Raw genomic sequence first — 24,163 nt, forward strand, 5'->3', positions numbered from 1 at the left:
ACTAGATTAATGGATTGGACTTTTTAAGTTTTTAAAGGAGATGAGATGCACGGTATGACGATTAGAAAAGCAACTTACGAGGAGACTCGAAGTATCTTAAATTACCATTTAGAGGTATTAAAAGAAGCCACTATGGGTTATGTTAAACCTAGTCGCGTAAAAGCGATAGAAATGATGACTCCTTTTTTAACTGGCGGTGGATATTACCTTGTTCGAGTTAAAAATAATGTTATACAAGGATGGGTTGGTTTAGGTCGAATTATCGATCAAAATACGGATGAAACGGTCGGTTTTATCAATGAAATGTATGTACTTCCACCCTTTCGTAAACAGGGGGCAGCTGAGAAACTATGTAAGGCTGCTTTCATACAGTTACGAGCTGAAGGTCATAAACAAGTCCAACTAAATGTTTATGCCGGAAACCATGCGAAACACCTATATGAAAAGCTTGGATTTACAGACGTTTCCACTTTAATGACAAAGAAATTAGAATAGTAGTATTCACAGTAAGCAAAAAAAGTGGTCGTCAGAAAAAAACTGAAGACCACGTCCTTACAATTTATCTATGCTTTAAAATGTTGCACGACCTTCCCTTTACCGTCCTCTACTTCTAGTTCACCAAATGCTCCGTTGACAAATGTGATTTGTGGCGGCATATGTCCGCAATCGACATCATAAATAATCGGGATTTGGAGCTCATTGGACAAATCTTGGTAAACATCCACAATCGTATAGTTCTCCACTGGTTCATTGGCAGGACTACGGCCAAATAGGATACAGGATGTATGCTCAAACCAGCCTGCTAATTTCATTTGTACTAACGTCCTTCGTAAATCCGTTGTTTTTAACTCACAATTTTCTAGATACCACATAATAGGTTCATCGTTGATATATTTTTCCCTGAAACTTTTCACGTCACCATACGGGGTACCGATTAAATGTCGGATGACATCGATACATCCTCCAAGCAAACGCCCTTCTGCTTTAACCTTTTTACCCGAAACGGTCTTCCAATAAGTTGATTCTGTTAAATGGAAAACACAAGGAGACGGGTTATCATGCTGCCATTTTTTTTGATATTTTCTAGAAGAATACTGAATAATTGAGTCTCCGGCTTTTGTTGATAATACACTTTGCCACATGGCAGTTGTATCATCGGAGTACTCGCCTCTTAAATCGATTAAGTTCGTTCCATTTGCCGTTGCAATACCGGTCTTTAACGTGATTGCCAGCAACAATACACTTGTATCAGAGTAACCCAGTACCCACTTGTTCTTCAGCTTATCAAAATCAATCTCTTCTAAAATCTCAATAAGCAGCTCTCCGCCCCACGGTGGAATGATGAGGTCAATCGCTTCATTCTTCATCATCTCATTAAACTCTTGGGCACGCTTCGCTGCCGGTGCAGATTTGGCTTTGTCCTGGGTCCAAACCGTTTCACCGCAAATGACATGAAAGCCTCTATCTTTTAATCGACTAGATGAACTCTTCACAAGTTCGTGCAATTCTTCTTCGACTCCAGAAGAAGGAGCCGTCACTCCAATTGTTGCGTTATTTTTTAAAATCGGATATGTAATCATCTTGAATCCTCCCCTTAAAATAGAATTTATTACCATAATTCTACTTTGTTTAGGGTAAGAGGACTAGCTTAATTTGTAGGATTCTTTATGGAAAGATGCCATATACTTAAGACAGTCTTCTCCTTTTATTGGTGTTGCAGGCTTACCCTTAAGATAAAGGACCATTGCCATATAGTGTTGGGGACCCCATTTGTAACAATGTTTATAGTCATCTAACAGGTGAAACCCACATTTTTCCCAGAAATGAATTCTTGCATGATTCTCAGGTATGTCATCACATTCTACTTCAACTAATATTCTTTTGTATTGCGGCTCCGATTTAGCCCATTCTTTTATATAATCAAAAAATTCCTTTCCAATACCATGACCACGCAAGTTCTTACGTACCGCCAAATAATCCAACAGCAGTACACTCGAACCTGGCATAGAACCTGTAAGTGCCATTGCCAGAACCTCATCCTTCTCGATTAACACATGAAGTGCACTTAGACCCCTGGCAAACATATTTCGGATAATCTTTTCTGGCTTGGTGGCATGTTCACCAAAAGCAACGTTATATATACCTCTAGTCTTTTGCCATAATTCCTCATCCCACTGTTGGGTCGTGATAAATTCCATCGTTGTGCGTTCCTTTATTTTGAAGTTTTTACTGATCTTTTTAACATTCTGCTAGCAAGCTGCGGTTGTCGCTGTCGCTCCATATACCATTGAAAAAACCAGATAGATGCAGCAAGCCAAAAACCGCTGGCAAAATAACCACCAATGATATCACTAGGATAGTGGACTCCTAAATAAATCCTGCTAACCCCAATCATGATAATAAAAAAGGAGCTAAAGAGAAGCAGCAAGATTCGTCCGCTTCGATTAAATATATGCCTCCACAATAGAAAAGTTAGAATCCCATATACAGTAAAGGCATTCATGGCATGCCCACTTGGGAAACTATAGCCGCCAATTTCAATCAGCCGATGTAAATCTGGACGTGCGCGTTGGAAGATTTCTTTCAACAATGTATTTAGAATGGGTGTTCCAACAACAACTCCAATAAATAATAGTAATTCCAGTCGATGGTGCAGAACCTTATATAAAAAAAAGATAATAAAAAGGCATAAAATCACAACGATTTTAGTTGAACCAATTTCGGTAAAAAACTTCATTATAGATGTTATGTATGGCGCTTCCTGCGATTGAACAGCCCCAATAACAGTACGATCAAAATCAACCAACTTATCTGCCCTCATCAAAATCGCCACTAAACAAAAAAACATCAGTGAAAATAAACTAAAAACAAACACACGTGTAATCTGAAACTTAACATTCATATCGTTAACCCCTTCATAACCGATAACCATATAATTTCCCATTTTCTACAATCCTAATAATTCTACCACACAAAAAAGGGCACCAAATATACAAAAATCGCTGCATAAGCAGCGATTTTTGTATATTTGGTGCCTGTCACCGTAAATGTCAACATCAAGCAAATTTCTCGTATAAAGTTGTTTCTTGTTTGACTTGCATGATTTGTTGTGATTTTATTTCGTTTCTTCTGTTCATTTCAAATACCTTCAAATGTTCAGAACGTATATTATTTTCCATTAATGCTTTGGTTAATATTGGTGCAAGGATATGGGCGTCTTTCATTCCACAATTTATTCCAATTGCACCCGTTGGGGTCATGGTATGTGCAGCGTCCCCAATGAGGACTAATCCGTCCTCTACCCACGTTTCGCAGCGGGAGCTTTGTACCTTTAAACAAACAAAGTCACTCCAAGACTGAAGGTGTTCTCTCACACCTTCTTCTAGCTGTGGAAAACTTTCAATCAATGGTTCAAGAAACGGCTGGATTGAACGTTTCCTTAATGCAGGAAAAGATCCTTCTGGAATATTCCAGCCGATTTGAATCAATCCTCCCGTTTGGCTAAACAATGCCAGCTGATGACCATTAACCAGTGCCATTCTTGTTGTCGGTTCCCATCCTTCTGGAGCTGGAATTTTTGCCCACAGGACATCATATCCGTGTGTCATTTCGATTGTTGGTATCTTTGCAAGCTTCCTAACAGTAGAATAACGACCATCTGCCCCTATTGTCACTTTGCTTGAAATCGTAATTTCTTCGCCATTTTGGATGGCTTTAACACCTGTATAGATTCCCTGGTCATCCTGAATTAATTCTTTAACGGTTGTATTAAATAATAGTTGGAATTGATTATTGTGTTCTGACTCTTGAATGATGGCATTTAATAAATGCGCTTGTGGTACATGGATTCCAACGTGATCTTCATGGACACCTGGAGAAATACTCTTCACCATATTTCTACCAGAGTAGTATTCTACTTTTTCCATTTTGAGGATACCTAGCTCTTCTATTTTCTCAAATAATTTATGCTCTTTTAGGATGGCTTCTGTTTCGGCATTAATATGCTCGCCCCTGAATTGCCTATTCACTCCAGCAGATCGTTCTATTATGATAGTTGATACACCGTTTTTAGCTAATAAATGTCCGAGTAATGTTCCTGCAGGTCCGCCGCCAACGATACAAACATCTGCTTGTAAGTTCATTTTACCCACCTTCTACTTTTATTATATTTTTCTATATATTAATGTATTTTTGGACTACATATTTGGTTTTAAAAAGTTTCATGATAAGAAAAAAAGTTAAGTATAGAGTAACAAAATTATTAAAAACGGTCAATCTTTTCTTTACCGTAACTATTACCAATGTCCTATATAATCCAGCCTGATTGATATGCGAATCAAGTATTTTAAATTATTTGTAAATTTTACTTCAAAATGTTTGAGGATTTTTAAAGAAGAGGTTAATGAATGTTAAGAAATGGCAAATTGAATCTATTTCATCTCAGAAGCTTGTATGATAATCCTGTAGTACAAATTGCTAGCATTCAAGGAGGAATTTTTGAGATGAAAAGTTTCAAGACTTGGTTAGTTGCTATGATGTCTGTTTTAATGTTGCTTGGAGTTGCCACTGGTTGTGCTGATACTGGAAATGATGAAACAGAAACAGAAGAAACAGAGCAGAATGAAGAAGGTACTGAGGAAGGTACAGAAAATACAGAGGAATAAGGATAATAAAAATACTTAATATCTAACATGAAACAAGGCGGCCGACTGCCGTCTTGTTTTGTCTTTATTTATGTCTAATTAGAACATTGGGTCTTAAAATATTTCTTCTACCATTTTTCAACTTATCTCTAAATGATGAAACAATGATCGAACTGCCCAGCCAGAACAGGAGCCCAAGAACAATACTTAGTGTCCAGTTGCCTCTGACTTGTAGTACGGTCCATACCGTAGCCACACACACCACACCGCCAATCATACCAAAAACAGACCCATTTGCAATCTTGGCTGCATTTTTTGAACCAGAAGCAATCCCCACCATTAACACCGCTGTAATCATCACAGCTGGAAATGCTGCAAAGATTCCGGCTAAGATTTTCCACGGAGAAATAACCGTTATCAAATAGCTTACCATTACGGCAGCACCGCCAAGAATAAAGCGGATTAGTAAATCTTTATACATATCTAGCACCCTTCCGTTATGAGTATGTTGTAATCATCACAACCGCCATGGATACAACCAGCCAAAATCCCATTGCTTGTAGAAGTCCGCGTTTCCATCCTTGTCTAGGAAGCAGATATCCAGCAAGAATTGCGACCATAATATTAATTCCCATGCCGACTATGGCACCTTTCGATAATAGAATGGAATGGGCTACTAGTTCATCACCACTAAAGTCCAAGCCCACTGTCAATAAAGCCGCTAAATACACAGCTGGAAATGCTGCAAAGATTCCTCCAGCCTTTTCACCTAAATTTCTAGCAACTAATGTCGAAACAACAACAGCTGCTCCTCCTAAAATGAATCTTATTAGTAATGCACTTATTGATAGGTCTCCCATGGTGATCCACCTCTGTTATTTTTGAAGATATTTTAACTTTTGTGAACTATTTCACATAAATCTAACATAAATTTATTTTACCTTATTTTCACGCATTCACATGTGAACATTTCTTTACTATTTTTAAAGCGTTCTCATATTAAGTATTTTAGAAAACCTTTGAAAAACAAAAAAACCCTAAATTAGGGTTTTAGTTGAATCTACATTAATAACCTTTTTTTGTTTCAACAATATTTTTTAGTGGCCTGTTTTCGTCAATGTTCTTAAGGGTTTCGAGAAAGCAAGCAGCCCCCTCACTTGGGGTTGTAACGGCAGAAATATGTGGAGTGATCTGAACCCTTGGGTGATTCCACAACGGATTGCTGTTTGGAAGCGGCTCTTGTTCAAATACATCAAGTACAGCAAAACTAACTGTGTTGTCATTCAATGCCTGTAGCAGTGCTTCCTCATCTATAGAAGCACCTCTCCCTACATTTATAAATCCCGAATTGGAAAGTTGATTAAAGATGGCACTATTAAATAATTTCTCTGTTCTTTCCGTCAAGGGCAATGTATTAATCACATAATTCATCTCATTTAAAACAGAAAAATGAGAATCAACCGTCAAAACCTCTTTAAAATCAGCTTTTTCTTCCCCGCTTAAAGATACACCGTACACGTCAACACCTAATGTAGAAAAAACTTTCGCAATCATGTGCCCGATTTCTCCTGTTCCATACACAAGTACTTTTTGTTCTCCTATTAATTTCGGTGTAGACTGAACCCAATTTTTCTGCTGCTGTTGCTCTTTAAAGCGGTCATGTAGCTGTAAATCTTTTAGGATGTAACTCAAGCAATATTCTGCAATCCTTTGTCCAAAAGAACAAATCGTTCTTGTTAAAAGTATCTCCTGATTCCAATCCTTCTTATGTAAAAAACGATCAACGCCTGCGCCTAACGAGTGAATCCATTTCACAGAACTGTAATCATATTCAGCTTTTAGATTAAAAGAGACCAGTGCGTCTGCCCAGCTTAAATCTTCCTGTGATAGCTCTTCCTCGGGCATAAAACGGAAAGTCTTATCTGGGATATTCTTTTCAATTAACGCTTGAAGTTCTCTAAACATCGGACTGACTAGTAAAATATTCTTTATTTTCATTTTCTTCCCCTCTCCCTCATTAATCTTACTCTTTCGGCACGTCAAGCGCTTGGTATGCTGTCTGATATCTCCCGCCGTCTGCTACTTCTGAATGATATAAAGCCTTAAGAGCAAAGTTTTTCTCAAGTTCATGTTCGTTAATCAACTCTTTTAAATGCACCTGTAATTCTTTATTTTCTTTTACTAACTGCTTCATTTGTGATTTAAAATACTTCATTTCGCTTTAAATCTCCTCTATTATGATTAAAAATAGGGACGATAAAATCGTCCCAGTCTTGATCGATTATTTTAATGCCTTACTTACTTTCAGTTTCTTTCCTTTGACAGTTGTGTGTTCCATGGCTTGCAGGACTAGTGAACCTTTGCCGTTAAGAATATCTACGTAGGTTAAGTTGTCCTGGATAGTAATAATTCCAATGTCATTTGCTGATATTCCCGGAATATTGGAAATGGTACCCACAAAATCCACCGCGCGCAATTTTTTCTTTTTGCCGCCGCTAAAGTGGAGCTTGGTAATATCCTTGTTAATTCGAGCTGTCTTATTGTTTCTGACTACCCTTCGTCCGCTAAGCTTTTCTTCAAATGCTGCTTTTCCACTCGCAACCTCATCTTGGGTCGGAGCGTCGATGGGAGGAATTTCGAAGCCAATATATCTTTCAATTGCTTTTAAGAATTTCCCTTCAAATGGTGTTACGAAGGTAATGGCTTTTCCCTTATTTCCAGCCCGGCCTGTTCGACCAGTCCTGTGAACATAGCTCTCTTTTTCCATCGGAACATCATAATTAATAATCAACGTCACATTATCAATATCGATGCCCCTTGCAGCCACATCCGTTGCTACTAAATAGCGAAAATTACCCAATTTAAATCCATCCATGACAGCAAACCTGTCCTCTTGTTCTAGCCCGCCATGTAATCTTTCACAGGAATAATTGGCTTTTTCCAATTCAGTATAGACATCCTCTACATTTTCTTTTGTTCGGCAAAAAATGATACAGCTATCAGGATTTTCAACGACTGTTATATCCTTCAGCACAGAAATCTTATCTTCATCCTTTACCTCGATAACACCATGTTCAATTGTATTCGTTGTCACACCTGTAGCAGCAATCTCAATATGAATCGGTTCTTTCATATATTTATGGCAAAGGTTTTCAACATCCTTCGGCAGAGTTGCAGAAAAGACCATGGTTACCCTATTCTCAGGAAGTTCTTTAATGATCGCTTCAACTTCGTCAATAAAGCCCATATTTAGCATTTCGTCTGCTTCATCGATGATTAAATAGTTAATTTTATCTAATTCGAGAGTTCCTCTTTCAATATGATCGATGGTTCGACCAGGAGTTCCCACCACTACATGCGTTTTTTGCTTTAATTCTTCCTTTTGTTTCGAAAAAGGTTCTTTCCCATAAACCGCCATCGCCTTGATCCGTTTAAACCGGCCAATATTCGTTATGTCATCACGAACCTGGACAGCCAGCTCACGAGTCGGTGTAAGGATTAACGTCTGAGGTTTTTTCTCCTCCCACTCCATCATCTCGCAAATTGGTATCGCAAAGGAAGCTGTCTTGCCGCTGCCTGTTTGTGATTTTACAACCAAATCTTGATTCTTTAATGCCTTGGGTATAACTTCTGTTTGCACTTCTGTGGGATTCTCGTATTTTAGCACCGTAAGCGCCCTTCTTATTTCCTCGCTTAACGAATAATCCTCAAACTTTTTTTCACTCATGCAGCAACCTCATTTTTAATTATTATCCAACTTCTATATAGGATTTCTCTGAAAGAAATATCATATGCAAAATCTGAATATGTTCATTATACTTGAAATAAAACAGTTTTCGACTTTTTATTTCAATGTATTGTTACACAACAGCTTTACAACACTAAAGAGAAACGGTAAAGTATTTTAATAAGCTGCCTTAGGGTTATTGTCATCTCCTACAATTAAAAAACAGAAAAGTCCAAATTTTTCTCAAAAATCTGTTATAATGGAAATATCCTGCTATAAGGATATTATAGATCACTCACTGGACAGCAATTTCATACATCTTTGGATCTCTTTTTTTAATTTACTAAATTTTTTTCAGGAGGTAATCTATGTATAAAATCAAAGATAAGGAAAAGCTTTTCATTTACACTGGACCCGATGGCTCTGGGAGAAAAACGATTGCCAAAATGGTCGCGACCGCGTTTGATATGGAAACTGTCCTCTCTTACACGACTCGTCCTCCCCGTCATTACGAGCAAGATGGCGTAGACTACCATTTTGTTTCGGAAGAAGAATTCAACAAGCTGAAAAACAACGATGAATTCCTTGAAAGCGTAGACATCGATGGAATTCATTACGCAATCCGCGAAGAGGATATCGTTAAAGCTTTTGAAAATCATAATCTTGTCTATTTAACATTAAATCCAGAAGGCACTGAAAAATTGAAGGACATGTATGGTGACAAAGTCATGCGCTTTTTCATTTTTGCTGACCGTGACACGGTTATTGCAAGACATGAGGCACGAAAGGATACAGAAGAGGATATTCATAGGCACTTAGCACACTATGATGAAATCATGGCTTATAAAACTGAATGCGAGCATGTTTTTGAAAACTATGATTCACCACAGGTATCTTTTCAGGTGAGTGAAGTCATTGAGGCTTTCCTAGACAGAAATCGAATTGTGACTGATTACTAAGAAAGGGTCCAGTTGATAGGATGTTATCCTGTCATTGGACCTTTTTCATGTTTACTAGCCCAATTAAAGATAACCGCTTGAAATCGTCGCAAGTACCGTGTATAATTAAGTGTTGAAAACATTATTTAGGGGGAACTCTTTTTGTCGATCGAAGTAGGCAGCAAAGTACAAGGTAAAGTAACGGGTATTACTAATTTTGGAGCGTTCGTAGAATTACCAGGTGGCACAACGGGTCTTGTGCACATCAGTGAAGTAGCTGATAGCTATGTTAAAGACGTTAATGATCATCTAAAAGTAGGAGATCAAGTTGAAGTTAAGGTAATTAGTGAGAAAGACGGTAAAACTGCCTTGTCTATTAAAAAAGCTATTGATAAGCCAGAAGGTCAAACTTCTTCTTATTCCCAGCGTCCACAACGCCAAGGAAGAGATAACAGGCAATCAAAAGACTTCCGTTCAAAAGGCGGCAATTTTAAGCCAAAAGAGAACTTTGAAGATAAAATGGCAAAATTTTTAAAAGCTAGTGAAGAAAACTTATCCAGCTTAAAGCGCAACACCGAAACGAAACGTGGCGGACGTGGCGGAAGACGCGGATAATTATAGATAAAGAAGGCATGCCCACTATGGCATGCCTTCTTTTACTCTAAGGAATATTTCTTATATACTCCCCTAATTCTTTGCCAAATCTCTTCGATTGGCTGCTAATGGCGGCTGCTCTAACCATTCGTTCTGAATCATAAGATTGGCTCCATCCTCAGATAATTTCAGAACCTCTACATTAAACCGTGAATAATCAACGACTAAATCTGTCCTCTGACTCTCCGAAATCGCAATCCCATAGTTTCCTACTCCGGCATAGATCATCAAATTAAAGTGAAACATCATTAATTTATCAGAAAACGGTGATTCAGTGGAATCTGTTACTTCCTGTTCAAACCCCATCGGAATGGATAGTGAATCCATTTCCAAATAGCTGCTTAACACCTTAATATGTTTTAAGGATACATCTTTTCCTCTTAAAAAATATTTTCGGACCTTATTGGACTTAGCCACTTGGCTAAAAGCCATTGCGATTGCGATACCTAGCCGATTGGTCAGAACGTCTGCATATAGATTGGTAACCTCAGTGCCCGTAAGTGCTTCCCTTCTTCCCAACCCTTCTAAGATAAAGGACTGTTTATGGACAAACTCTAATTTTTGTGGATACGGAATTACAGGCGGACGCATGGCCAGTCCTTTTTCTAATAAAATCATCGCTGCCTTTGAATCCAGTTCCAGAGTATCAGTTAAACATTCAGCATAAAAAGACCGAATATCCTGGCGATAGACATTTTGTAATACTCTTCCATTAGTTACTAACCCGCCCTTAGACATGTTCCGAATATACCTTAGGTAAAAAATATCTGAAAATAACCGTTTAGCTAATAAATTTACATCTTGTTCGGTAAACCCTTGTGGAACCTGTATTTGTTCCTTTGTAAATATCCCACGAATGAACTCAACATGTTTTTCAGACAATTGTAATGCGTAAGTGGTAAGGGATTTAATATCATTGTCATCGATATGTACTAGAAAATATTTCAAAACGCAGACGGACATACTATCAGCAAGATAGCTTGTCCATAAATAGGACAATTCAGATGCGGTTAACTTGATATGGTCGAGGTTTTTATCCATAAAATTTCCTCCTATTATCTTCAAGCATAATATTTCCAGAATAGGAGGAATTTATTTATGGTATTGGTTCCATTTACACAACGATTTCATTAATTGATCTATGAACAGCCCGCCGGAATGTCCAAATGATGTCGGTTAACATGTCTGTTTCCACCTTTATTTCTTTTATGTCCCAATATAATTCATTTTTACGATGATAATAGAAAATGCCATCCTTTGATTTCATGATTGTCAGGATTCCCTTCGGGTTTTCTGTTTCCATTGTAAGAAAATGTTTTTCTCCGTCCCAATTTGCAAATGCTTCGAAAATGTTTAGAAAGACCTGGACTTCCCTTCTACTCTCTAGCACAACATCCACTCCCCTTTTTTTAAAATAAAAAATGATGAGTCCTCCACATTCGTTACCCTTCCAATCAAGTAGTGTTTTGATTATAGTGAATGAAACAAGCAGCCTTCCATCATCCTGTGAGAAAGACTAACATGGTTTTGATTTTTTCCGTTAGAACTCTAGCTACCATCATTATAGAGGCCAAAAAATGGACGATTTTAAATAGACTATCTTGGTGAATAAGATTGTTACAGTATTCGATAACTATCTAATTTTTCTGGTGCAATTCTTGCCTGATTGTTACCGTAATCATAGTCCACACATTATTTCTGGCACCATTCAATTAATATAAAAAAAACATAAGGCTGTCCAAAAGTCTAATAGACTTTTGAACAGCCTTTTATTTGTCTTATTTATTGTTTAACTCATCTAATAGCGGAAAAAGTTCTTCTAGGTGTTGAATTTCATAGGTTGGAATAACTTCATTTCTTTCTTTATTATGGCGGTTAATCCAAACGGATTTAATTCCTACACGATTGGCACCGAGAATATCAGTCATTAAATTATCCCCTACCATTAATATCTCATCCTTCTCTAATCCCATAAGTGACAAGGCGTGCTCAAATATCGTCGGATCAGGCTTCCCTCTTCCAAACGCACCTGAAATGACAATCTGGTCAAAATAGGGGACTAGTTCTGGTGTAATCGATAGTTTCGTATTCTGCAAATCCGGGGAACCATTTGTCAAAAGAAGCAATTGGTACTTCCCTTTTAATGAATCTAGAATCGTAAATGTTTCCTCATATACGAACGGTAAGTTCCTGCGCTCCTGAGGAAACCTTTCAGCTAACTCATAACCAAAATCAGGATCATCTATTCCCAATGCCTTCAATCCTGTCGTCCATGTATCTTTTCGATAGCCAGGTACAATTTCTTTCATTTTCCGAAAGTCATCCTGTTCATCTAAAAAATTCCCCCATAAGCCTTCAAACGGATTAATTCCAATCATTTGTGTAAATGAATAGGTCTCATAGGAGGAGTAGAGATCCCTTGCTGCCTCACGAACTGCTTCTTCTAGTTCATTTGCGTCTACCCCACAACGTTCCTCCGCTACTTTACAAGTCGCAACAAATGCTTCCTTAATACTTTTTTGATCCCAAAGCAGTGTATCATCTAAGTCGAAAAAAATCGCTTTTATCATTTCCTAAGCCTCACCTTTCACACAAATATATTTTACTAGTTTACCATTATTTAAATTAAATGAATATTCTTTCACAAAATTAATTTAAAATGTTTTCGGCTGCCATTATCAAGCATCTCTGTAGCAAAGGATCTCCTACTTCTTAAATATTTTAAGCTGCAGTATATACTTTTTTATTGTATAAATTAATTCAACATATTCCTTTTTCTTTTCTCATAAAATGGACAAGGGAGAGGTAGTCCAAAGGGGGAATGAAAGTGGAAATCACGACTATACATTTGAGGATCCATTTATACTAGTTATGAAAAAAACATTGTTGACTTATTTTTGTTTATTATTAGGGGCAACCCTACAGGGTATTGCGATGTCTGTATTTTTATTTCCACATTCCATCCCATCTGGCGGCGGTGCCGGCCTTGCCATCCTAATCAATCATTTTTTCCATCTATCCCTTGGGTTTTCTTTATGGCTGGCAAATGCTGTCTTTTTATTATTTGCGCTCCCTTATTTTGGATTTACTTGGACCTTTCGCACGATTATTTCAGTCGCGATTACCGCTATGACGGTAGGTTACATAACCTCTCACTATCCCCACCCACATATTAATATTTTCATATGTATTGTGGCTGGAAGTGTTATTTTTGGCTTTGGAGTCGGCTTGTTGATTCGTGCCGGTGCCTCTAGTGGCGGGATGGTCATTCCATCGTTAATGATTGCCAATTACAAACAGTGGACACCAGGCAAAGTCATGATGGGAATTAACCTGATTATCTTTTTACTAACGGCTGTGGTAATTGATATAAACATCGTTTTATATGCAATTATTTGCCAATTTTTCTCCACCAATATTATTGATTCTATCTATGATCTAAAACTCCATAAGATAAGGATATTAACCGCAAACTGGAGAAAAAGATAAGAAGATCCATTATAGAATCTTCTTATCTTTTAGGTAATTTATTATTATCTCAACCGATTGAGCAATGGACGTATTATCAGTTTCAATGACGATCTCAGGTAGATTAGGTTTCTCATACGGTGAAGAAATCCCTGTAAACTCCGGAATTTCTCCCTTTCTTGCCTTTTTATATAACCCCTTTGGATCCCTATTTTCACAAACTTCAATCGGACAATTCACAAAGATCTCAACAAATTCCTTTGTCTCAAACATTTGACGTACAAGTTCTCTATCCTCTCTAAATGGAGAAATAAAGGCTGATGAAACGATTATGCCGCTGTCAACAAATAGCTTTGCCACTTCCCCAATTCTCCGGATATTTTCTTTTCGGTCTACCGGACGAAAACTTAAATCACGATTTAATCCATGACGAATATTATCACCATCTAAGACATAGCTACTAAATCCCTCATGAAATAAAGCGTAATCTACGGCATTTGCTAAAGTGGATTTCCCTGACCCTGATAAACCCGTAAACCAAAGGACGCAACTTTTATGCCCATTCCTATCATGGCGTTCTTTTTTGCTTACACTCGAGTGATGCCAAGTGATGTTTTGACTATTTTTCATGTTCTACACCCTTTATTTCCTTTGTGTAAACATGCTGCATGCCTTGAATAAGAATTTCAATTACCTCCGGTCGACTGAATTCCTTAGGCGGATGCACCCCATTTTTCAACATCGCTCTTACCTTTGTACCGGACAGGACGACATGATCTCGTGAATCATGTGGACATGTTTTTTCAGAGGCCATATTTTCGCACTTTTTACAGTAAAAGCTATTCTCAAAGAATAGAGGTTTAATTCCTAAATCGGATTCGTTAAATTCCCTAAAAATTTTCTGTGCGTCATATGTTCCATAATAATTTCCTACACCAGCATGGTCTCTCCCTACAATAAAATGAGTACACCCGAAGTTTTTGCGGACTATTGCGTGAAATATAGCTTCCCTTGGTCCTGCATAACGCATGGCAGCGGGGAATACAGACAGGAAAACCCGATCTTTTGGGTAGTAATGTTCAAGTAATACCTGATAACTATTCATCCTAATATCACTTGGGATATCATCTGCCTTTGTCTCCCCTACCAGGGGATTTAAGAAAAGACCATCGACTGTCTCTAAAGCAGTTTTTTGAATATATTCATGTGCCCGGTGAACGGGATTTCTAGTTTGGAACCCCACTACTGTCTTCCAGCCAAGATTCCTAAATTTATCCCTTGTTTGAATAGGATCTAGATAAAAACGTTCAAACTCACTGTTATTGATCCTTCTAACCATCGTGATAGGACCTGCCACATAGAGTTCATCCCTCGCAAACAGTTTTTTTACACCTGGATGCTGCAAATCTGTTGTTTTATAAACCATTTCTGCCTCTAAGATTTTATCAGGAATGTAAATTTCCTCTACATTCATGACGCCATATATGACCCCATCTTTTATTAGGTTAATGGTTTCCCCGACCTTAAGTTCGATTGCTTTATTTTTATCAATCGCTAATGTAATCGGCAGCGACCACGGAAGCCCGTTAGATAGCCTCATATTTTTTACGACTGATTCATAATCGGTTTTTCCCATGAAGCCTTCTAAAGGGCTATAGGCACCATTTGCAATCAATTCCAAATCACTTAATTCTAAATTATCTAGTGATACCGATTTCAGTGAAAAGTCTGTAGGTAGATTTAAATTTATCCTATTTATTAATTTGCCACCATGTGGCACACTTTCACTCATGATTCTTCCCTCCAAAATCCTACTAAACTATTAAAACGGCTGTCCATTGGCAGCCTGTTATGACTCATGAAGTCCACATTCTGTTTTTGATAGACCCGCCCATCTGCCTGCGCGCGAATCCTTTTGGTTTGAAACAGGTTTTGTACAAGGAGCACAGCCAATACTTGGGTAGCCTTTATCATGCAGTGGATTATAAGGCAGCTTATTTAGTTGAATATACATCATGATATCTTCTGAGGACCAGTGAATGAGGGGACATATTTTTATTTTTTGAAATTTATCATCTTTATTAATATATTCTGTTTTGCTCCTTGTGGGGGATTGTTCCCGTCTTAAACCAGAGATCCATGCCTTTACATCCGCTAGGGCTTCCTGAAGGGGAACCACCTTTCTCATATGGCAGCAAAGATTAGGATTATGCTTCCATAATTCATCACCATACCATTTTGCTTGGTCCTCCAAGGAATTCTTCGGTTTTAACATATTGATCTGCAAGGATGGGTATCGATTTTTAACTTTTTCAATTAATTCATAAGTCTCAGGAAAATGTAGTCCTGTATCAAGGAAGATGATTTTGGCCTCTTTATTTACCTTCGAAATTAAATCGATTAGGACGATTCCCTCGGCACCGAAGCTGCAGGCGTATACAATTTCGTCATTATATTCTCGAAAAGCCCACTTTAATACATCCAAATAATCTGGCTGACTCTCCCTAAAGGAGGTAATTTGTTTTTCATCCCATTTATCATACGTTAACAATCCGCGGACCCCCATTCCTCTCTATCCCTTAGGTTTCAATGCTCAACGTGATACAGGCATTATTCACCACTTCAATCTTATTCATCTGGTTAATGTCGCCGTAATTGGCATAAGAAATCATCGCTCGTATCCAAGAGCCATGACCAAACGCAAGGATATTTGTATATTTTTGATATTTATCTAAAAACATGACAATCCGTTTTTCTAAATTCTTTAAACTCTCACCTAGCACCAATTCTCTTGGGTTTTCAAACCATACCTCTCCATATTTTTCAATCAAATTCTTCTTCGGTACTCCTTCAAATGGCCCAAAATCTAATTCATCCAATAATCCTTCTAGTTCATACGTATATCCGTAGAGATTGGCTGTTTGGTGGGTTCTTTGTAATGTGCTTGCTAAAACAAGATCAAATGGTGCTAACTTATGGAGTACTTTTTGATTGACCGCAATTCCTTTTAATAGTCCTTCCGAAACTTGTGATAATTCGATATCCTGCCTCCCTTGAAGCCATGTTTTTTTATTCCATTCCGTTGGAAGGTGTCGAATCACAGTGATTTGCATTCATCTTCCTCCACATAAAAAGTTTCACTCCGCAGTCCGCGGCGTTGGGTTTCTAATACTAAAACATCTTGAAGTTTTACATTGCCTAAATTAACGTTGGGTCCAACTTCTCTAATAAAATACATTTGATGTTTGCATGTTGGCGCCTCAAAGATAATCTTTTTACTATCGATATCTTTAATTAACTCCTGAATCAAACTGGATTTAATGCTGCCGGATTTTTCATAAATACCAGATGTTCCTGAATCTCGCCCTTCGGTTATCACATAATCACAACCTGCCTGTAATAAAAGATTTATTTCTTCCTTCCAATCACAAATGTCCATATCCTTATTTGAATCCTTTGAGCCAACCTCGGCTATAACATGAAAATCCTTTTTTATTTCCGAGATCATTTGGAGGCGTTCTTGAAGTGGAATATCCAGCGTTCCGTTGGAAATTTCAATCCATTCAATCCCTAAATCACGTAAATGCCTTAAATATTCAGGGACTTTATTTTGATAAAAACATTTTTCAAATAGTGTTCCTCCACAATAAGGCTTTATCTGATACTCCTTATAAAGTTCAATTTTTTTCCTAAGGTTTGGAGTCACATAAGCTGACCCTATTCCTATCTTAGCTATATCAATGAGGTATCCATAATCATCTAAGATATGTTTTAATTCACCTATTGGGGTGCCGAAATCGATCACCGAGGTCAATCCGTATTTTCTATTTCCTGACGTCCTTTCTGGCAGTATTAAGAAATCCATACCTAAAGCGCCTCCTCTATTTTTCTAGGATAGATTATTCAAAAAATAGGTGATTGTGTAGATATTAGGCTTGAAAAGCAGAAATTAGGCATTTGTCTTGTATAAACTCTGCCGTCACTTGAAACAATAAAAAGGCTATTCTCACAGTTAGGGGTGTACATCCTTGTCAAAGCAAAAACATAAGGGTTTGACGATTCTGGCCATTAGTTCCATACCGCTTATACTTGTTTTAGGAAACTCGATGCTTATTCCAGTTCTTCCTAAGATGAAGTCAGAACTCGATATATCTCAATTTCAGGTTAGTTTAGTCATATCTGCATTTTCAATTGCAGCAGCCATATCCATACCTGTCTTAGGTTATTTGTCCGACAGGTTTTCTCGAAAGGCCATTATTATCCCTGCCCTCATTTTATATGGGAGTGGAGGACTTTTAGCGGGTGCGGCCTCCGCTTGGTTTGACAATGCTTATACATGGATCCTTGCAGGCAGGATTATGCAGGGTATGGGTGCTGCAGGGACTGCCCCTATTGCCATGGCCTTAACAGGTGATTTATTTAAGGGTGCCCAACAGAGTAAAGTCTTAGGCTTGGTCGAAGCCTCCAATGGTTTTGGAAAGGTTATCAGTCCTATCATAGGGTCGCTTTTAGCCTTAATCTTTTGGTATGCAGCGTTTTTCGCCTTCCCGATTTTTTGCCTTATGTCCTTATTATTAACGATCTTTTTCATTAAGGAAAAGAAAACCAAAAAGGAACCCCCTCCGGTTGGTAAGTATGTGAAGGGTCTTGCCTCTGTTTTTAAAACAGAGGGACGCTGGTTATTTGCCGCTTATATTACAGGAGCTACCTGTTTATTTACACTTTTTGGGATTTTATTTTACATTTCAGACATCTTGGAAAAGGATTATAAGATTGATGGTGTGTTAAAAGGATTGATTTTAGCCATTCCTCTTCTCGTCATGACCACCACATCCTATATAACCGGAAGTAAAATTGGTAAAAAGATGAAGCTGATGAAAACATTAATCGTAATAGGGTTATTGCTCATGACCACCTCATTTGCATCACTTATTTTCTTTAAAAATTTAGTTCCATTTTTCGCTGTCCTTTCAGTAAGCAGTATTGGAACAGGCCTTGTTCTTCCATGTATCAATAGTTTTATTACTGGTTCTGTGCCAACAGACCGAAGGGGTTTTGTAACCTCCTTATACGGTTCTGTTCGATTCCTGGGGGTAGCGATTGGTCCCCCTGTATTCGGCTCCTTAATGGCATGGTCGAGATCCGGTATGTTTTTAGTTACTGCTGGGTTGACGTTAGTTTGTGCATTGCTTTGTATGTTTCTGATTCACGTAGCGAAAACCAAACCATCTGAAGAAAATGAAAGTGACTCGTTATTTGAAAAGTTGCAGTTCACTTAAGATATGTAAGATATAAAGGAGAAGATTTAATTGCAAATATATTTTTCACCTGAGGTTATCACCCCTGAATATCAGGTACTAAATGTCGTTAATTCAAAAAATAAGGGTGTAGGAAACGTTGCCTTTTTATTTGATGAAAAGAAGCTGTATGTTTACGGCATTTTAGAAGATGAAGAAGTGGGTTCTGATTTTAAAGATTTGGTTACTCCCTATATAAAAGGATTAGCAAAGGCTAAACCTGGGCTTGATATTCTGTCCTGTCTGTATGTCGGCTGTAAAAAAATTAAGCTAAAAGAAGAAGAGCACGAAGAAGAATAAAGAAATCATTAGAGGACGTCATTGACCGTCCTCTTTTAATTTGGGTTTGGGCAGTAGTAACAAGGCATTTAACCACTTCATAACTTATTGGTAAGCAGTTAGACAAATATGGAGTGTGTGGCCTAATGAGTATTGGAATCATTCTAATGGGGCTATTAATCGGATTTATGGTGGGCTTGACCGGTGTTGGCGGTGCAGCATTGTTAACACCCATATTAATATTACTGGGGATTAGTCCTTCCATAGCAGTAGGAACAGACCTAGTTTATAATTCTATCACCAAGCTATTTGGATCCTTCCAACATTGGAGGCAAAAGACGATCAATCTTACGCTGGTGAAATATCTTGCTATTGGCAGTATACCTAGTGCAATTTGTGCGGTGGGAATTCTCCATCTGTTTGACTCGTTTTTTCATAACCAAGAACAAGTAATCAAACATGCTTTAGGATACGTTTTAATTTTAGTAGCGTTGACTACTCTAATTAAAACGTTTGCTAAAGGTAAATTAGAAGAAAATACCTTCCAAAAGAAGCCGCTTCATGAGAAACGCGGTTTAACGATTGGTATTGGGGTTATCTTGGGCTTTATTGTTGGTTTGACCTCTATTGGTTCTGGTTCTTTGTTTGCCTTGGCAATGCTTTATCTATACAGAATGAGTCCTTCAGAGCTCGTCGGAACAGATATTGCACACGCATTTTTACTAGTTACAGCCGCTGGCTTTATGCATGCAGGGATTGGGAATGTTGATTATTTATTGATGATCAACCTGCTGATGGGTTCCATTCCGGGTGTACTGATTGGAAGTAACTTATCCTCCAAATTCCCAGCTAAACCTTTAAGAACCATTATGGCTATCATGATTTTGATTAGTGGTGTTAAACTGATATAAGAAACACGGCGCCGCCGTGTTCTCTTCTTTTTTTTATGAAAATGAAAAACCTGTCCTTCTCCTGAACAACCAATCATATACTTATGGTAGAAATGGTAATTGCAGGAGGTCATTATGTTTATCATTATTGAAAAAGTAGTACTCGGAATGGCTTTTTTACGTTTAATATCTGGTAGCATTGAAATATTTGCAGCTATCCTCATGATTAAATTTAATACGGTGGAAAAAGCACTGATGGTTAACTCTTCACTCGCACTAATCGGTCCGGTTATTTTAGTTTTAACGACATCTATTGGGTTAATAGGATTAGTCGAGAAAATATCGATTATGAAATTCGTCTGGATTGCCCTTGGAGTTAGTTTCATTTTTATAGGGGTAAAGTCCTCATGAAAAACTACATAAAAGAAAGCCTATCATAGACGAATGATAGGCTTATTTATGGGATTGTCTCGTTGCGTCTTGTGGATTCAGCATTCTGGCACGGGTATTTTTTAGGGGGATTGGTGTGCGAGCAAGCATTATCCGAAAGTCCTGCGGATTAAACGGGATGAATGGATATAAATACGGAGTATTCATACTCTTTGTTCTTGCCAGCATTATAATCCACAATGTAATTCCGATTGCTAGACCTGGTACGTTAAGTACAGCGACCATGATTAAAAAGAACACACGAAACAGTCTGTTTGCTAGACTCAATTCATAGCTTGGTGTTGCGAAGGTTCCGATTGCTGAAACCGCTACATAAAGGACTACCTCATGCGTAAAGATTCCCACTTGTACTGCAACATCTCCAATAATTATCGCCGAAACGATACCGAGTGCTGTTGCAAGGGCGTTGGGGGTGTGTATGGCAGCCATCCGCAGTATTTCTATCCCGATTTCAGCAATAAGAAATTGCCATATCAATCCAATTTCCCCTGAATCTTTTACACCAATAAACTTCCATCGGTCTGATAGCAGCTGTTCATTGGAAGCATAGGTATACCATAACGGTAAGAGGAATAAGGAGGCCAGCACCGCAATAAATCGTGCCCACCTTAAGAAGACACCTACTATTGGCTTTTGGCGGTATTCCTCTGCATGCTGTAAATGGTGCCAATAGGTAGATGGGCAAATCATCACGCTAGGTGATCCATCGACAACAATTAGGACATGACCTTCCATTAAATGAACAGCACTGGTATCTGCTCTTTCCGTATAACGTACCATTGGATATGGATTATAGTTTCTGCCAAAGACAAATTCTTCGATTGTTTTTTCACCCATCGATATTCCATCAACAGAAATACTTTCAAGCTTATCCCGTAACATTTTTACATGTTCAACATCAACAATGCTATCAATGTATACTAACGCAATATCCGTTTTTGACCGCTGACCAACCTGAACATATTCCATGACGAGAGACCGGTCACGAACACGCCTTCGAATCAAGGCTAAATTAAAAACAATGGTTTCAACAAAACCATCGCGCGGACCGCGGACCACACGTTCAATATCTGGCTCTTGAGGAGAACGAATCGGATATTCACGTGCATCAATCAGAATAACTTGCTTACAGCCTTCCACAACTACTGCAGTTTGACCTGCAAGTACTTGAGCAATAGCTTCTTCTAAATCCTCTGACGTATTAACCTCCACATGAGGAATAAAGGTTTTAAAAAGCTTGTCGATTGGATTGTTTTCAAAATCCTCTGGTTTGCGCTTCTCAATTTCCTTCATAATTAACAGTAGGATATTGGCTGTAGCGAAACCATCAACCTGGAACATCCCAAACTTCAGTCCACCATACTCAAGAGGCCGGTGAATGATATCAAAGTTTTTCCCTATACGCAATTCTTTTATTAAGTACTCAATGTTATCTTCAAACTTTTCTTTCACTGGAATTTGCGTTCCCTTTTTTCCCAAGCCTGCCAACTCCTAAAATTTTCATATTGGTATTTTGCAGCAAGCTTGAGTGTTATATACTTACGTTTCGTGTTTTTCACATGTATTTATTCTATTAAAAACTTTTCAATTGTCTTTTGTATTTCATTTTCTGTATAAACAAATGAAATTTCACTGCCCTCTTTTAGGGATGGCAATTGCTGTATCGCTTCCTCTTTTAACTGGAAGGCGACCATTTCACCTTTGATATCCACCTAAATGGAATGGGGATCGATTTGACCTGTAAACACACCTGAAGCTTTTGAGAATAATGATTTTTCAACCAATAAATCCATTACAACCTTAGCTTGCTCTTCCTGTGCTGTTAAAAAAACTTCAATTTTATAAGCTCCATTATAAAGGTCAGAAATGGTAAACGAATTTTGAATTTCTTGATTATTGTCAAACGTCATCTCAGTAATTGCCTGTGTTGACATGACTTCCTCCGAATACTGTTTTACTTTTTTCCCTTGCTGATCATAAACGATATAATCTGCCTGTAACCCGCTTGCAAACGATAGTTTTATAGGTCCGCCAGATATATTTTTGACTTTGTAATTAATAATCGTAGAATTATTTTCTTCCTTTATTTCAATTGAGGGATGAACTTTTGCGGCAATTTCACTTTTGTTTGGATTATCCATTGTGTTCTCTTTTTTCACAACCTCATTGTTACCATTTGTTTCATTTCCAGTACCACAAGCACTTAATAGTCCAACTAGTAAAACAATCATTATTATTTTAAATGGCATAAAAAAATCTCCTTTTAATCGAATTACATTAATAGTCGATTAAAAGGAGGATAGAGTTACACGTTTATAGAAAGATTTTTTGATCCTATAGACCACCAAGGTAGGCTTTTTTGATTTCTTCACTTGCTTGTAATTCTGCTGCTGTTCCGGAGATTTCAACTCTGCCCGTTTCAATTACGTAGGCACGGTCGGCGACGGATAGTGCCATATTCGCATTCTGTTCAACTAGAAGGATGGTTGTTCCATCTTTGTTGATTTTCTCGATGATTTGAAAAATCGTTTTTACCATTAACGGCGCCAATCCCATTGAAGGCTCATCGAGTAAAAGCAACTTCGGCTTAGCCATTATCGCTCGTCCCATCGCAAGCATTTGCTGTTCTCCTCCGGAAAGGGTTCCCGATAACTGCTTTCGCCGCTCTTCCAGTCTTGGGAAAAGCTCGTAAACGCTTTGGATATCTTTACGGATTTCCTTCGAATCTTTTCGTAAATAAGCACCCAGTTCCAGGTTTTCCTCGACACTCATATTAGCAAATACACGACGCCCCTCTGGTACATGTGAAATACCGGACTTTACAATCGACTGGGGAGCCTTGCCGGAAATCGAACTGCCTAGGTATTCAATCGTCCCTGACTTTGGCTTAAGCAGCCCCGATAATGTCTTTAGCAGCGTACTTTTACCTGCTCCGTTCGCTCCAATCAGGGTAACAATTTCCCCTTCATTGATTTCTAATGATACACCTTTAAGGGCGTGAATATTTCCGTAAAAAACATCAATTCCATTTACTTTAAGCATTGTCACTCGAAACCTCCTCTCCTAGATAAGCCTCGATTACTTTCGGATGATTACGAATTTCATCAGGAGTTCCTGCTGCAATGAGCTGTCCATGGTCTAATACATAGATTCTTTCACAAATTCCCATAACTAGTGCCATATCATGTTCAATTAGTAGAATCGTTAGATCGAATTGTTTTCGGATAAATGCGATTAATTCCATCAGCTCGTGAGTTTCCTGAGGATTCATACCAGCTGCCGGCTCATCAAGCAGCAATAATTTTGGACTCGCTGCCAAGGCTCTGGCTATTTCCAATCTTCTTTGCTGGCCATATGGTAAATTTTTCGCTTTTTCATCTTTATAACGGTCCAATTGAAAAATCTTTAAAAATTCCAGTGATTTTTCCTCCATCACCTTTTCTTCGGAGAAATGAGAAGGAAGGCGAAAGATGGAACTTAAAATGGAATGCTTCGCTAAAGAATGATAAGCCACTTTAACATTATCTAATACGGATAATTCACTAAATAGGCGGATATTCTGAAACGTACGGCTGATTCCATTTCGTGTTACCTGGTATGGAGCAAGACCATTTAGTCTTTTCCCATCAAATAAAATGTCACCCTCTGTTGGGACATATACACCAGTCAGCAAATTAAAGCTTGTTGTTTTCCCGGCACCATTTGGACCAATCAAACCGACCAATTCTCCTTGATTAAGTTCCATATTAAAGCCTGAAACCGCCTTAAGCCCGCCGAACTGAATTCCTGCATTTTTAACCTGTAGTAAAGCTCCCAC

At 38.1% G+C, this 24,163-nt stretch carries 31 protein-coding genes; 9 read left to right on the forward strand and 22 right to left on the reverse strand.

Annotated elements, in window-relative coordinates:
- The first annotated feature begins 54 nt into the window (after positions 1-54).
- Positions 55-495 (forward strand): GNAT family N-acetyltransferase, encoded by a 441-nt coding sequence (locus F4694_RS19230; protein ID WP_179600906.1) that lies wholly within the window; start codon positions 55-57, stop codon positions 493-495.
- A gap of 68 nt (positions 496-563) precedes the next feature.
- Here the strand turns inward: F4694_RS19230 and F4694_RS19235 are convergent, their stop codons facing one another.
- The 4 genes from F4694_RS19235 to F4694_RS19250 all read right to left on the reverse strand — a co-directional run bounded on the left by F4694_RS19235 (position 564) and on the right by F4694_RS19250 (position 4,142).
- Positions 564-1,580 (reverse strand): S66 family peptidase, encoded by a 1,017-nt coding sequence (locus F4694_RS19235; protein WP_179600908.1) that lies wholly within the window; start codon positions 1,578-1,580, stop codon positions 564-566.
- Positions 1,581-1,643: 63 nt separating this feature from the next.
- Positions 1,644-2,198 (reverse strand): GNAT family N-acetyltransferase, encoded by a 555-nt coding sequence (locus tag F4694_RS19240; RefSeq protein ID WP_179600910.1) that lies wholly within the window; start codon positions 2,196-2,198, stop codon positions 1,644-1,646.
- A gap of 14 nt (positions 2,199-2,212) precedes the next feature.
- The gene (locus tag F4694_RS19245; protein ID WP_257029309.1) at positions 2,213-2,944 is read right to left on the reverse strand and encodes a phosphatase PAP2 family protein; all 732 of its coding nucleotides are present in this window, start codon (positions 2,942-2,944) and stop codon (positions 2,213-2,215) included.
- Between the two features lie 112 nt (positions 2,945-3,056).
- On the reverse strand, positions 3,057-4,142 hold the full coding sequence (locus F4694_RS19250; protein WP_179600912.1) for an FAD-dependent monooxygenase: 1,086 nt from the start codon (positions 4,140-4,142) through the stop codon (positions 3,057-3,059).
- A 360-nt stretch (positions 4,143-4,502) separates the two neighbouring features.
- On the opposite strand from F4694_RS19250, the gene F4694_RS32330 reads away from it, so the two are divergent.
- A complete protein-coding gene (locus F4694_RS32330; RefSeq protein WP_257029310.1) occupies positions 4,503-4,664 on the forward strand; it encodes a hypothetical protein in 162 nt (53 codons plus the stop codon).
- Between the two features lie 64 nt (positions 4,665-4,728).
- On the opposite strand, the gene F4694_RS19260 is transcribed toward F4694_RS32330, so the two are convergent.
- The 5 genes from F4694_RS19260 to F4694_RS19280 all read right to left on the reverse strand — a co-directional run bounded on the left by F4694_RS19260 (position 4,729) and on the right by F4694_RS19280 (position 8,370).
- Complete coding sequence (locus F4694_RS19260; protein WP_179600914.1) at positions 4,729-5,124, reverse strand: DUF3147 family protein; 396 nt, start codon at positions 5,122-5,124, stop codon at positions 4,729-4,731.
- A 16-nt stretch (positions 5,125-5,140) separates the two neighbouring features.
- A complete protein-coding gene (locus F4694_RS19265) occupies positions 5,141-5,503 on the reverse strand; it encodes a DUF3147 family protein (protein ID WP_179600916.1) in 363 nt (120 codons plus the stop codon).
- A gap of 205 nt (positions 5,504-5,708) precedes the next feature.
- A complete protein-coding gene (locus F4694_RS19270; protein ID WP_179600918.1) occupies positions 5,709-6,641 on the reverse strand; it encodes a D-2-hydroxyacid dehydrogenase in 933 nt (310 codons plus the stop codon).
- 25 nt (positions 6,642-6,666) lie between these two features.
- Positions 6,667-6,858 (reverse strand): hypothetical protein, encoded by a 192-nt coding sequence (locus F4694_RS19275; RefSeq protein WP_179600920.1) that lies wholly within the window; start codon positions 6,856-6,858, stop codon positions 6,667-6,669.
- Between the two features lie 66 nt (positions 6,859-6,924).
- The gene (locus F4694_RS19280; RefSeq protein ID WP_179600922.1) at positions 6,925-8,370 is read right to left on the reverse strand and encodes a DEAD/DEAH box helicase; all 1,446 of its coding nucleotides are present in this window, start codon (positions 8,368-8,370) and stop codon (positions 6,925-6,927) included.
- Positions 8,371-8,738: 368 nt separating this feature from the next.
- On the opposite strand from F4694_RS19280, the gene F4694_RS19285 reads away from it, so the two are divergent.
- Positions 8,739-9,329: a guanylate kinase gene (locus F4694_RS19285; protein WP_179600924.1), complete on the forward strand. Its 591-nt coding sequence runs from the start codon at positions 8,739-8,741 to the stop codon at positions 9,327-9,329.
- Between the two features lie 141 nt (positions 9,330-9,470).
- A complete protein-coding gene (locus F4694_RS19290) occupies positions 9,471-9,923 on the forward strand; it encodes a S1 domain-containing RNA-binding protein (RefSeq protein ID WP_063251682.1) in 453 nt (150 codons plus the stop codon).
- Positions 9,924-9,995: 72 nt separating this feature from the next.
- On the opposite strand, the gene F4694_RS19295 is transcribed toward F4694_RS19290, so the two are convergent.
- The 3 genes from F4694_RS19295 to F4694_RS19305 form a co-directional block, all read right to left on the reverse strand.
- Positions 9,996-11,003: a DUF3231 family protein gene (locus F4694_RS19295; protein WP_179600926.1), complete on the reverse strand. Its 1,008-nt coding sequence runs from the start codon at positions 11,001-11,003 to the stop codon at positions 9,996-9,998.
- Positions 11,004-11,076: 73 nt separating this feature from the next.
- Entirely contained in the window at positions 11,077-11,352 is a 276-nt protein-coding gene (locus F4694_RS19300) for a hypothetical protein (protein ID WP_179600928.1), read from the reverse strand.
- A 388-nt stretch (positions 11,353-11,740) separates the two neighbouring features.
- Complete coding sequence (locus tag F4694_RS19305) at positions 11,741-12,532, reverse strand: HAD family hydrolase (RefSeq protein WP_179600930.1); 792 nt, start codon at positions 12,530-12,532, stop codon at positions 11,741-11,743.
- A gap of 364 nt (positions 12,533-12,896) precedes the next feature.
- Here F4694_RS19305 and F4694_RS19310 point away from each other — a divergent pair, with 364 nt between their 5' ends.
- Entirely contained in the window at positions 12,897-13,451 is a 555-nt protein-coding gene (locus F4694_RS19310; protein ID WP_373459807.1) for a YitT family protein, read from the forward strand.
- Between the two features lie 9 nt (positions 13,452-13,460).
- Here F4694_RS19310 and cysC read toward each other — a convergent pair whose 3' ends face one another.
- From cysC to F4694_RS19335, 5 genes are read right to left on the reverse strand one after another with little or no spacing between them, the layout of a single operon-like run.
- Complete coding sequence (gene cysC / locus F4694_RS19315) at positions 13,461-14,060, reverse strand: adenylyl-sulfate kinase (RefSeq protein WP_179600934.1); 600 nt, start codon at positions 14,058-14,060, stop codon at positions 13,461-13,463.
- Positions 14,050-15,222 carry a sulfate adenylyltransferase gene (sat, locus tag F4694_RS19320; protein ID WP_179600936.1) on the reverse strand — a complete coding sequence of 391 codons (1,173 nt, stop codon included), beginning with the start codon at positions 15,220-15,222 and terminating at the stop codon, positions 14,050-14,052. Before sat ends, cysC begins: the two co-directional genes overlap by 11 nt.
- 57 nt (positions 15,223-15,279) lie before the next feature.
- Entirely contained in the window at positions 15,280-15,981 is a 702-nt protein-coding gene (locus F4694_RS19325; RefSeq protein WP_257029311.1) for a phosphoadenylyl-sulfate reductase, read from the reverse strand.
- Positions 15,982-16,009: 28 nt separating this feature from the next.
- Entirely contained in the window at positions 16,010-16,543 is a 534-nt protein-coding gene (locus tag F4694_RS19330; protein WP_179600941.1) for a histidine phosphatase family protein, read from the reverse strand.
- Entirely contained in the window at positions 16,528-17,295 is a 768-nt protein-coding gene (locus F4694_RS19335; RefSeq protein ID WP_179600943.1) for a phosphosulfolactate synthase, read from the reverse strand. Before F4694_RS19335 ends, F4694_RS19330 begins: the two co-directional genes overlap by 16 nt.
- Positions 17,296-17,458: 163 nt before the next feature.
- Between F4694_RS19335 and F4694_RS19340 the strand changes: the two genes are divergently transcribed.
- From F4694_RS19340 to F4694_RS19355, 4 genes are all read left to right on the forward strand, one after another.
- Positions 17,459-18,709 (forward strand): MFS transporter, encoded by a 1,251-nt coding sequence (locus F4694_RS19340; RefSeq protein ID WP_179600945.1) that lies wholly within the window; start codon positions 17,459-17,461, stop codon positions 18,707-18,709.
- Between the two features lie 30 nt (positions 18,710-18,739).
- Positions 18,740-19,027 carry a hypothetical protein gene (locus tag F4694_RS19345; protein WP_179600947.1) on the forward strand — a complete coding sequence of 96 codons (288 nt, stop codon included), beginning with the start codon at positions 18,740-18,742 and terminating at the stop codon, positions 19,025-19,027.
- 125 nt (positions 19,028-19,152) lie between these two features.
- Positions 19,153-19,917, forward strand: a complete 765-nt coding sequence (locus tag F4694_RS19350) for a sulfite exporter TauE/SafE family protein (RefSeq protein WP_179600949.1) — start codon at positions 19,153-19,155, stop codon at positions 19,915-19,917.
- Between the two features lie 114 nt (positions 19,918-20,031).
- Positions 20,032-20,307 carry a YqhV family protein gene (locus tag F4694_RS19355; RefSeq protein ID WP_179600951.1) on the forward strand — a complete coding sequence of 92 codons (276 nt, stop codon included), beginning with the start codon at positions 20,032-20,034 and terminating at the stop codon, positions 20,305-20,307.
- A gap of 42 nt (positions 20,308-20,349) precedes the next feature.
- On the opposite strand, the gene F4694_RS19360 is transcribed toward F4694_RS19355, so the two are convergent.
- The 5 genes from F4694_RS19360 to F4694_RS19375 all read right to left on the reverse strand — a co-directional run bounded on the left by F4694_RS19360 (position 20,350) and on the right by F4694_RS19375 (position 24,163).
- Positions 20,350-21,825 carry a spore germination protein gene (locus F4694_RS19360; RefSeq protein WP_179600953.1) on the reverse strand — a complete coding sequence of 492 codons (1,476 nt, stop codon included), beginning with the start codon at positions 21,823-21,825 and terminating at the stop codon, positions 20,350-20,352.
- An 86-nt stretch (positions 21,826-21,911) separates the two neighbouring features.
- Positions 21,912-22,058, reverse strand: a complete 147-nt coding sequence (locus tag F4694_RS31810; RefSeq protein ID WP_218895745.1) for a hypothetical protein — start codon at positions 22,056-22,058, stop codon at positions 21,912-21,914.
- On the reverse strand, positions 22,059-22,595 hold the full coding sequence (locus F4694_RS19365; RefSeq protein ID WP_179600955.1) for a BsuPI-related putative proteinase inhibitor: 537 nt from the start codon (positions 22,593-22,595) through the stop codon (positions 22,059-22,061). It abuts the gene before it with no gap.
- 85 nt (positions 22,596-22,680) lie between these two features.
- Complete coding sequence (locus tag F4694_RS19370; RefSeq protein WP_179601096.1) at positions 22,681-23,388, reverse strand: ABC transporter ATP-binding protein; 708 nt, start codon at positions 23,386-23,388, stop codon at positions 22,681-22,683.
- Positions 23,381-24,163: an ABC transporter ATP-binding protein gene (locus F4694_RS19375; RefSeq protein WP_179600956.1), complete on the reverse strand. Its 783-nt coding sequence runs from the start codon at positions 24,161-24,163 to the stop codon at positions 23,381-23,383. The genes F4694_RS19370 and F4694_RS19375 overlap by 8 nt, the downstream gene beginning before the upstream one ends.

Origin of the sequence: Neobacillus driksii, from assembly GCF_013409995.1 — a bacterium.
GTDB classification, from domain to species: domain Bacteria; phylum Bacillota; class Bacilli; order Bacillales; family Cytobacillaceae; genus Neobacillus; species Neobacillus driksii.